This is a genomic window from Aquimarina agarilytica ZC1 (assembly GCF_000255455.1).
Lineage (GTDB): Bacteria > Bacteroidota > Bacteroidia > Flavobacteriales > Flavobacteriaceae > Aquimarina > Aquimarina agarilytica.
In genome coordinates, this window is sequence record NZ_JH621246.1 from 102,930 (window position 1) to 112,920 (window position 9,991).

Here is a 9,991-nt window from a genome sequence, read left to right on the forward strand (position 1 = left end):
TTAAACTTATTTATATCGCTTGATCAGCTTCTCTTAAATAAAAATCATATACATAATTATTTCGCGTATTAGTTCCTTCGATTTCATAATGCACAATGATTTTTAGTTTTCCCTCGATCAATTCAAAGGAATCTTCTTCAGTAATATCAATTCTTTCTAATTTTATCCTTGGTTCAAAATAAAGAATCGCTCTTTCCACCACATCTTTTATAAAACCAATGAGTGCGTTATCTACATTTTCAAACTGGTAATCCTTTAAATTACAGCCATATTCGGGTTGCATTACCCGTTCCCCCAAACTGGTTGAAAGTAGAATTTCCAAACTTTGCTCAATATCTTTTTCGGCACTAACCATAGTGATCGTTTTGGCATCGATATCAAATGTTGGCGGAAATGACCAACCTGTTCCTAAATATGCTTTGTTTGCATTCATTCTTCTCTATTTTATCCCCCAATCATTACCATTGGAAAGCCTTGAACAATTGTACCTCCATGTGATGTTAAATCACCCATCCGTGCTGCGGGACTCCCGCCTATAAACACTGTTGCTGATCCCTTTGCTATAGTATCTGGCGGACCAACACATACACACATATCACCTACCACGGCAGCAGGCTGCCCACCTATCAACACGGTTGATTTTGGTGGTCCAATAACTGGTCCTCCTACATGAGGTACAGGACCATTTGATAATGGACACGTATGCATATCTCCAATTCTAGCTGCTGCTGGCATATCCTTATTTTTATTAATTAATATTTATAGGCGTTCCCTTTATTGTTGTTGGCCCATCGGCCGAAACACTGGTAGTTGCTCCTTTAATTTCCATACTTGCACTTGCTTTTGCAGCAAGCTGTAGCGCTTCTAAAGTCATATTCATTCCTGCTTTTATGTCAATATTACCTGAAGCTTCTATTTTTATATCCCCAGGACTATTCATTTCAATTCCCGATGGATTCATTTTGGTTACATTTCCATTTTGATCTTCGATGGTGATCGAAGTACTATCTTCATCTAATTTGATACTATTCCCTGCTGGGGTATCAATAGTTATTGTTTTTGTTTGATCATGAAAATGTACGCGCATCCCTGATCGGGTTACTACTCCTTTTTCGTGATTTGTATCCTGCGCCTCCATGGGTGCTGGCTTAGCACTGCTATGTAGCATACCAAGTACTACAGCTTCTCGTGGGTCATCATTTAAAAAACCTACGATCACTTCATCCTCTATTTCTGGCAAAAAAAAGCTTCCTCTACCCGAAACGCCTTCATCTGCTTTACCCGCATCTAAAGTGGCTAGTCTTGCCCAAACACCACGTGCCGAATTATCAATAATAGGCAGTCGTACTAAAATTCTATTTTCGCCCTCTGGGTCATCCTGTAATTGCACCACTTTTCCTATCTGTAATCCACTTATCCCTGGTACCAAACCTGCGGCTGGGGCATCTGTTATGTTTTTATGAATATGTGAAAAACAATCTGCCTTTAACCCAAACTGCACTTGCGTATACCATGACCCATTATACACATCATGCCTTACCGCAGATACAAATGCTTTTCCAGTAAATCGAGCTCCCACCCCTTGCAATTCTATTAATTGCCCAGGTTTAACTCCTCCAAAACCGATAAACTTTGCACGCCCTTTTATTTTTGAAAGTCTACTATTTTGCATTATGGATTTAGTCCACTCCTGTAACTCTTCGGTGATGGCTTGTCCCGTGTGTCTTAGCTCATATTTTTCAGGACTTATCCCTGCTGCTAAATCTTTACCATTTACATTTCCAAGTTCATTAATCCCCACACTCTCGGTTACATGTTCAAACATATTTTGACCAGCATAATCCCATGATTTAGCTTCTACTGTAGTCCATTGATCTCTTGAATCCATTTCGGCTTCAAAATCAATAAGTGTTGATCCAAATAATACGGATATACTAGGGTCGGTATTTGTTACTGGTGCTTTGATATTAATTTTGCCATCATCCACAGCAACTAATTTTCCATTGGCCTCAGCCCTTAGTAATAAAAAATCCCAATCGGTGCAATGATGCTGTACCATTTCAAGGTGTTTTATTGTGGTTGCTTCTACATCGTGACTAAGTGGTGTATACCGCCCAATAACCTCCTCCATGATTTCACTATCTTTTGCCTCTTCATAATAAAAATTATGTCTTCCTATAGTCATTTTAACTGCCTCATCCCTGCAATCTAAAATCAATTCCGTTTTTCCACTCTCCTTTATTTTTATACTATGCTTTACAATAATCCCTTTAAATAATAGCTTATTTTCACCGTCTCGTCCAATTTTTAAGGCGATTGATTTTCCTGGCAAAAATTCTTCTTTTTCACTTATTTCAAATGTTTCTTCCGATGCGTTTCCATCCTGTAAAACAATCTTACTGGTTGGAATTCTATTAATTTCTTTTTGAATAGATATAGAAAGTACCTGATAGCCTGGATCGACTAATTTCCCATCAATTAGTATATCAAATGTGGATATATTGTGTGATACTTCTACAGGGATCTCTCTATCTTTCATTATACTTTTGGTCCTTTAATCGATTACAAATTTTAATTTTATTCAACTGTTTTTTCTATAGGAGGAAACACCATTTCCACTCCTGGTTTTATTTTCCGAAACGAGGTTAACCCATTAGCTTTAGCTATTTGCATTACATATTTAGGATCATTGTAAATTTGATCTGTCATCCAATCGAGTCTATCCCCGGCTTTAACTAATCTTACATGTGTTAAATCTGGAGATCGTTTACGCTCTCTAGCTACTCTTTCTTTTTGGGCTACATAATTTAAAAATGTAGCGCTCACTTTTATTCGAAGTGGATCCCCGTCGGGTTTAAATAGCGTGTAATTAAGATCTAAATTTGAAAGTATACACGGAAACTTAAAACCATCCCCCCAATGCACTTTTAAAAAATGTGGTCTATGAATTTCGCCATTCATATTATAGACCGTATTCTTAAAAATTTCTAACTGTTCCTTTACGGGAAGCGGTGTTTCGGATGTTAATGTGGTTACATCCGGTTTAAACTTTAATCTTGAGTTATAGCCCTGAATTGAATTTGTACCATCCAATATAAAATCCAACTTCAATTCCTCTGGCGCTGTACCCTCATAACTTGCATTAGTACCTTGATTTCCTTGCCCTTGCTGTGTATTTAGTTTCACCTTGTAATTTTGAGTAAAACTTTCTGGATTTACAGGTAATGAAATCGGATTTGGTTTGATATTGGATCGTTTTGAAAAATCCTCATTATCAAAAGATTCAATAGATACTTTTATAAGTTTCCCTCTTTGGTTCATTATCGTTCATTTTTAGCTTTAATGATTTCCAGTACCTTTTCTACAATTTCATTTACCGTGGTTTCACTATTTTTTCCTCCCGAAGTTTCACTTGAAGCTGATGCGCTTGAATTCCTATCCCCTACACTCGCTTTAATCACTAATTCTCTAATTTCTAATGGCATATTTTAATTTTTAAGGTGCTTTTAAGGCAAAATAATTATAGTTTAACTCCAAGGTTTCGATAAGTACTTCTCCTTTTTCGGCGTTTAATTCCCCAACTTTCCAACTTACAGGCCATACATGCGATAATTGCCATCGCATTAAAGGCTTATGATCCTCATTCAATAATTCGACATCAACATTAGTTAAGGGTTTTACTATCATATCTTGAAAAGCTTGCTGGCACCATTGAACCAATCCAGAATCCTCTGGTTTTAGTATACCTCTCTTCAGCGTAAGCGTAGTATACTTACTACGTCCAGGAATTTGATGCTCGAATCTATTTTCTCCTCCCTCCTTCATCCCTTCTTTTTCGATTTGTACATCCAAGCCCGATACGGATTGAAAACTAATATCTGTTCCATTTGATTTAGGAAGTCCGGTAAAAAAAACCTTGAAATGAAAACCTACTATTTGATGCGTACTTGCCATAAATAGTGTTAGTTTTTAGCTTCTAAAATGGTTAAGCCCTCATGAACTAATTCCATGGTTTCAATAGCCACCTCATTAGCATCCGCTTTTAAATCGGTTGACTGTACTTTACTAGGCCATGCATTTTCCAATTGCCAAGTAATAATTGTTTTATGGTTTTCATCCAGTAAACTAATAGAAACAGCTCTTCTGTATTTGGAACCTGTTTTATTTCCTTCTTGGAAATAATAGGTTTTTTGCCATTCTTTATAAAAGTCAAAGTCACCTTGAAATGTTCCTCGCTTTAAGGTAACATTACTGTATTTAGTTAATCCGGGTTGTTTTGTTTTATTATATTTTACGCTATCCCCTTCTCTGTATTCAATAACCTCTGTTTCAAAATCCAAACCACTAACCTCGGTAAATCCAATACGAAACTTATCTCCCCATTCCACTTTAAAATGAAACTTTGGTAATGGATAATCTATTTTTTTATCTGCCATGATACTCGTTTTTATTTTTTTTTAGAATGTTTACTTTCCTTCAGCTGCTTTTGCGGCTTTTATTGCTTCGGCTAAACTGTTTTTACGTGACAAGGCATCATCACTTTCCTTTTTCTTTTTTGTCCATGCCTCCTTAAGTTCCTGTGTTTTAGTATTTGCTTTAGCTAAATCCTTTATAATATCCTTGTAATAATCGTCATTAACAATTGGTAAGGTTGGCTGAGGCTTTTTTTCCTTAGCATCGCATGGATAATTCTCCGTATCATCCTCATCGGAACAACTAGGCTGCTCTACTACGATTCCCTTAAATTCATTTAACATTATCTCCAGCTTAAATCTCAAGCCTTCTTCTTCACAGATATAAGCATAAAGTAAATTGGCACATTTTAAGGCATCAATTAACTTACATAGAATAGCCTCTTGAAGATCACATACTACTTTAATTTTTTCTTCGAGAACCTTTACACAATTAACCGCTGTTTCTTTATCAACATCTTTAGTATCCTTTAAGCAATTGATTGCTTTAATTAAATCACCTATCAATTCCGTTAAACCTTTATCCGCATCATTATAGCTATACAAACAATCGAAAATTGATTTTACTTGACAGAGTAGTTTTTCTAAAGCACTACTTGTACATTTTGCATTTTTACAGACTTCCTTTACTTGACCGTAAAAAAAGCCAAGCTCAATAACAATATTATCTGCCTTTTCATTTGATTTATCAATAAGGTCAAACCATTTATCTAGCTTATTTTGCCAGTTATATGAATTATCATATTGTTCTTTTAATTTTTCAGATTCTGCAGACTTTTCATTGTAGACATTACATGCGTTCGCATAATCTTCTTCCCATTTGGTTAGACAGTTCTTTTCGCCATTACCTCCGTTACCTGAGTCATCATTACAACAGGTATCGTCATTCAAAAATTTAATCATACTCATAATTCTATTTTTTAATTTTTATCAATACCCTATTATTAATCTTCATTAGCTGTTTGAGTAGCCATATGCTCGGTGGTATTACAATCATTGCCAGCATCTACACATTCACATGAAATTTCTAATTCTTCCTCCCTGCACTCGCCTTCGCAAATAAATTTCCCTGTTTTATGTAAACCTTTCACTTTACTTCCTTCGTTATAAAGAGTGCACGAAACTTCAGCCAGTTCTTCTACAATACTATTTAACTCATCGCGATACGTGCTCACATCCTTTTCGGTGCTCTTTACATTATCTGCAACACAATCATTAAATATTTTTAGCGTATCTACTAATTTTGATGCAAAATTTTTAAGTCCTCCGGTATTGGTAAATGTTTGTATCCCTGCAATATTCACTACTCCATTAAAAGCATTTTGTCCTTTAGTAGTTAACATTGCTGTTTTTTCTTTGATATCCATCAGTAAGTCCTCTACTTTGGATACATCATCTGATACTTCATCATCATTAGTCCCTTTTTTGCCTTTTGTCCTTTTAGGCTTAGGAGGAAGTATGCACTCCTTTACACAATTGACTACAATGCAAGCCTCATTGTTGGCTTCATTCATTTTTACACGTAACTCATTAATCATTTTTGAAGACTCATTGATCAATTTTTCGAGCTCATCATCTTTTTTAATGTACTCATCTACGTTTTTTTGAATAATTCCTGCTTTTTTATAGTTTTTTATAACTATACAACTCATGAGATCTTGATAAATATCATAAGAGGCCGTTGCTTTATCCAAGCAACAAATTTTATATCCACGAGCTATCTCTTTAGCATCTCTTTTGGTTCCATAAGCCGTGTATAAACTTTCTGAAGCTTTTTTTTCATTCTTAATGTCTTTCAGCTTTTCGCAAATCTTTATTTCAGGATTTTTCAAAGCGTCATTCCCTGCCATATCTGCCATTTTACTAGTATTTTAAAGTTATTATTATCCTTGACCAGTTATATATTACTCAGACAGCATTTTGTGACTAAATCTCAGAATGATAAATTCAGCTGGTCTAACTACCGCCATTCCTATTTCTACAATCATTCTTCCTTCCCAAATATCTACCTCATCCATGGTTTCATTGAGTCCAACTTTTACATAAAAAGCTTGCTCGGGAGTGGTTCCCATTAAGGCTCCTGCTTTCCATTGTTGTACTAAAAAGTTATCGATCATTGATTTTACCCTTACCCAAGTATTAAGGTCATTAGGTTCAAAAACAAATTGAAGCGAGGCTTTTTTAACCGATTCCTCTACCATGTTAAAAAATCTTCGTACCGATATATAGCGCCATTCATTACTGTTACCCGCCATGGTACGTGCTCCCCAAACTATGGCATTCCCTCTCCCTACAAATGAACGTATTACATTGACCGATTTCCCAGCATTCACATCCACATTTAAACTTTCTTGCTGTTTGTCCGTAATTTTAATTACTGGTCTAATCACATAATCCATATTCACATTTGCAGGAGCTTTCCATACGCCTCGAGAAGAATCTACACTTGCATAAACACCTACAATCCCTGGCGAAGGAGGCATTACAATAGGTAAATTTCGAATGGAATTTTGTGCTTGAAAATAAAGGGCATTATTCTTCGTTTTTAACTCTTCTAATGTGCCATTGAACGAACCATCTCCTCCCTCGTGCACAATAGTAACTCGAGCATCTCCTACACCTTCACCGCCATAGTAATAATCCAAAATAGTCTCTACATTTGGAAAATATGTAGCTCCATATTTAATGGTGTTTTCTTCTGGAGGGGTATTATCACGCATCGTTTCAATATTGGCTAACAAATCTGGTTGTTCGGGATCTTGCCAAATATCCATTACGGTAAAACGATCTTTCATTTCCTCACACAAATCCATAGATTCGCCAAAAAGATTGTAGAAATCAGAGAAATTATCCATTCCCTGTGCATCAGGATATACATATAGTGTTATTTCATCCACCTTTTCCGTAGCATCTAATCCTGCTTTAAGTTCTGCAAAACTTACAATTCCAGTAGTATAATCACTTACCGAAACAATCCAACATGGACCGCCCCCATTAGCAAAAAACATTTGCAATGCATATTGCATGATATACTTAGCTCTATCCCCAATAGATGCTTGTACATTAACTGGCGCGCCTGGAGTTTCTTTTATTAATACTGAAAGATTTTCTTCGGGTACTGCCTTTCCAAAAAAACGTTCATACTCTAACAGTGAACTAATCCTTTTGGGTTCATTAATTAAGGAATTTCCTCTTTCATCTTCGGCTTTTTGGGTATACCCTATAAAAGCCGGAATCGCAGTTTCTACCTGCGCAATTGATGGTGGTAGTTTTGGAATTTCTTCAATGAAGACTCCTGGCGTTTTGTAATTCATAATTTCTCTACTTTAAAAATCCATTTAACTATTCAATAATCGATTTGACTGACTTATATAGATTTCCGAAAAAATCCTATCATTCTCTATTTTGATATCTGATGATTTGGGATGTGGTAACATTAAAGTGCTTCCATTAATAAAAGGCACTAAGGCATTAGTAAGCGATTTAGGGATATCGGATATTAATTTAGTATCTGTATGTGTTAAAAAAGAAGTCGTTGCTGCTACCTCGGCTGCTGAGAAATCCCCACTCACATTGTAACGCCAATAAGTACTTCTGTTTTTTAATCGAATTTCAAAAATTGGATGTGGTATTTTTTCATTTGCTGCATTAATCCTAGTTTTTAAAAAACCTTGCGCATCCAATAAACTAAAAGGGGAATCCTCTTCGTCAAAAGTGATTTCTATTACCCCAAAATTATCTTTACTATACAATTCGTCATTTAGGTAAATAGGATATGTAATAGCGGCTCCTCCATTCAACATCATTTTTAACGTATACAAGCCTGAAGGGATAATTGCCGAGTCTTGATCATTAGCATCAACTTTATAAAAATCTAAAAGAACTGTACTTATAGCATTTGTGCTTGATTTGCTAATCGTTTTTACCAATTGCCCTTCTTTATCTTCCAGTTCGATTACCACATCTGTTACATTTTGAGTAGGCTTAAATGCATAACTAAAAACAGCTGGCAACAATAATTTATCCGCGTCTGTTACAAAGCGTTTATCTGATACATCTTGCCAATCGGCAGCTACATTTCCATCTGTAAAAATCTTAGCTTCCTTTATGGTTCCTGCAAAATCAACATATGCTCCCATTTCATATGCCAATCCATTTTGATGTGTCATGGCTTTATTGGCCAATGAAAGCGATTCGTAATTTGGAACTACATCAGTTTCATTAAATACCTCTTTACCTTTATTTGTAAAATAATGAATTGCCGGTTTAAATGATCCAAAACTGATATTAGTAACACTTCTAAAAAAAGGAATTTGTGTTTGAATTTTAAAGGCTAGTTTTAGATTTTTATCAATTGTTAAACTGGGTTTATATCTAATTTCATTTAAAACCAATTCCACCTTAACCTCTATACCTACTATAAAACCTAAACTCGTTTTGGCAAAAACTAATTTGTAATTATTCAATATCTTTTTTGTTTCATCAACAGGTTCTATGTTAAACAAGTCCTTTATATTATAGGTTCCCTTTTCTGTTTTTACAGAAAGTATGCCTTCCTGATCTATTTTATTAATAGAGAAAAAAGACACCCCTTTAGCATCTGTCAAATAATAATCATGTAAGATCTGCACCTCAAATAACCTTTTATATATGACTGTACTGCTATCCATAATTTTTAATTTGCATTGGTGACTAAGGAATCATTTTGAATTTCTTCTATTACTGGAGCGGTAACACTCGATGCTTCTTGAATATTGACTAAGCGTATTTTATACATTGCAAATGGCACTTGCTTCCCGCCAAGGGACCCCCATAAATGATTAATTTGTTCAAAAGTGAGGGTATATAATTCTATATTTAATCTGATTTCATCTTTAATTTGCTGCGGAATATTATCATCATTAGATATCGTAGTAAAAGGTGAGTTTTTGACTGTAAATGTTTTTTTGGCCTGAAAAAATTGTAATACCAACGATAACCTGTGCAATGCAAATTCATATGCATCCTGTAAGTCCTGTCCCAAAGTTGCAGAAATCAAAATATAAAGGTTTAAAAACACCGGAGGTTCACTATATTTTATACCATTTGGTGTTTTTATTAGGTTACTACTATTTTTAAGAGTGCTTTCCTCTTCTGTATTCACAAGCGTAATGACTATTTTATCGCTCAAATCTTGTGCTTCACTCTCCATTAAGGATATATTATGTAGAATAACATCCTCTGCAAGAATAGCATCTGTAGGGCGTTTGTTAGCGAAAATATATTCACTTAACTCATCCCTAATTAATTTTAAAGCCAACCCAATCATACACTTACTTTTAATACTTGTTTGATGTTTAGTAAATTTCCAAAAGGAGCTTTAAAAAAACAATCCCCATTTTTGGGGATTTATAAACACATAATAATCAAAACATTAAATAATTTTTAAGGGTTTTAAATTCCAGTCTAAATTAGATTAATACGATTTACAGATAAGAATTTCGTATAAATATGTTGAATTATTTTTTGCTAGTCTAAGG

General features: G+C 34.9%; 12 protein-coding genes. All 12 read right to left on the reverse strand.

Annotation, left to right across the window (positions count from 1 at the left end):
* Positions 1-10 precede the first annotated feature (10 nt).
* Genes KQA_RS0200420 through KQA_RS0200475 form a run of 12 tightly spaced genes read right to left on the reverse strand, consistent with a single transcriptional unit; the run spans position 11 to position 9,780 of the window.
* Positions 11-433 (reverse strand): GPW/gp25 family protein, encoded by a 423-nt coding sequence (locus KQA_RS0200420; protein ID WP_010177194.1) that lies wholly within the window; start codon positions 431-433, stop codon positions 11-13.
* 11 nt (positions 434-444) lie between these two features.
* Positions 445-735 carry a PAAR domain-containing protein gene (locus KQA_RS0200425; protein WP_010177195.1) on the reverse strand — a complete coding sequence of 97 codons (291 nt, stop codon included), beginning with the start codon at positions 733-735 and terminating at the stop codon, positions 445-447.
* A gap of 13 nt (positions 736-748) precedes the next feature.
* Positions 749-2,539, reverse strand: coding sequence for a type VI secretion system tip protein VgrG (gene vgrG / locus KQA_RS0200430; protein WP_010177196.1), 1,791 nt, complete (start codon positions 2,537-2,539; stop codon positions 749-751).
* 38 nt (positions 2,540-2,577) lie between these two features.
* The gene (locus KQA_RS0200435) at positions 2,578-3,321 is read right to left on the reverse strand and encodes a CIS tube protein (protein ID WP_010177197.1); all 744 of its coding nucleotides are present in this window, start codon (positions 3,319-3,321) and stop codon (positions 2,578-2,580) included.
* The gene (locus KQA_RS20125) at positions 3,321-3,485 is read right to left on the reverse strand and encodes a DUF5908 family protein (RefSeq protein ID WP_157366546.1); all 165 of its coding nucleotides are present in this window, start codon (positions 3,483-3,485) and stop codon (positions 3,321-3,323) included. Before KQA_RS20125 ends, KQA_RS0200435 begins: the two co-directional genes overlap by 1 nt.
* Positions 3,486-3,495: 10 nt before the next feature.
* Positions 3,496-3,954, reverse strand: coding sequence for a phage tail protein (locus KQA_RS0200445; protein ID WP_010177198.1), 459 nt, complete (start codon positions 3,952-3,954; stop codon positions 3,496-3,498).
* An 8-nt stretch (positions 3,955-3,962) separates the two neighbouring features.
* Complete coding sequence (locus KQA_RS0200450) at positions 3,963-4,436, reverse strand: phage tail protein (protein ID WP_010177199.1); 474 nt, start codon at positions 4,434-4,436, stop codon at positions 3,963-3,965.
* A 30-nt stretch (positions 4,437-4,466) separates the two neighbouring features.
* A complete protein-coding gene (locus tag KQA_RS0200455; protein ID WP_029209390.1) occupies positions 4,467-5,381 on the reverse strand; it encodes a hypothetical protein in 915 nt (304 codons plus the stop codon).
* Positions 5,382-5,416: 35 nt separating this feature from the next.
* The gene (locus tag KQA_RS0200460; RefSeq protein ID WP_010177201.1) at positions 5,417-6,331 is read right to left on the reverse strand and encodes a hypothetical protein; all 915 of its coding nucleotides are present in this window, start codon (positions 6,329-6,331) and stop codon (positions 5,417-5,419) included.
* Between the two features lie 45 nt (positions 6,332-6,376).
* Positions 6,377-7,786 (reverse strand): phage tail sheath family protein, encoded by a 1,410-nt coding sequence (locus tag KQA_RS0200465; protein ID WP_010177202.1) that lies wholly within the window; start codon positions 7,784-7,786, stop codon positions 6,377-6,379.
* 24 nt (positions 7,787-7,810) lie between these two features.
* Positions 7,811-9,142, reverse strand: a complete 1,332-nt coding sequence (locus KQA_RS0200470; RefSeq protein WP_010177203.1) for a hypothetical protein — start codon at positions 9,140-9,142, stop codon at positions 7,811-7,813.
* Positions 9,143-9,147: 5 nt separating this feature from the next.
* Positions 9,148-9,780, reverse strand: a complete 633-nt coding sequence (locus tag KQA_RS0200475; RefSeq protein WP_010177204.1) for a DUF4255 domain-containing protein — start codon at positions 9,778-9,780, stop codon at positions 9,148-9,150.
* Positions 9,781-9,991: the final 211 nt, after the last annotated feature.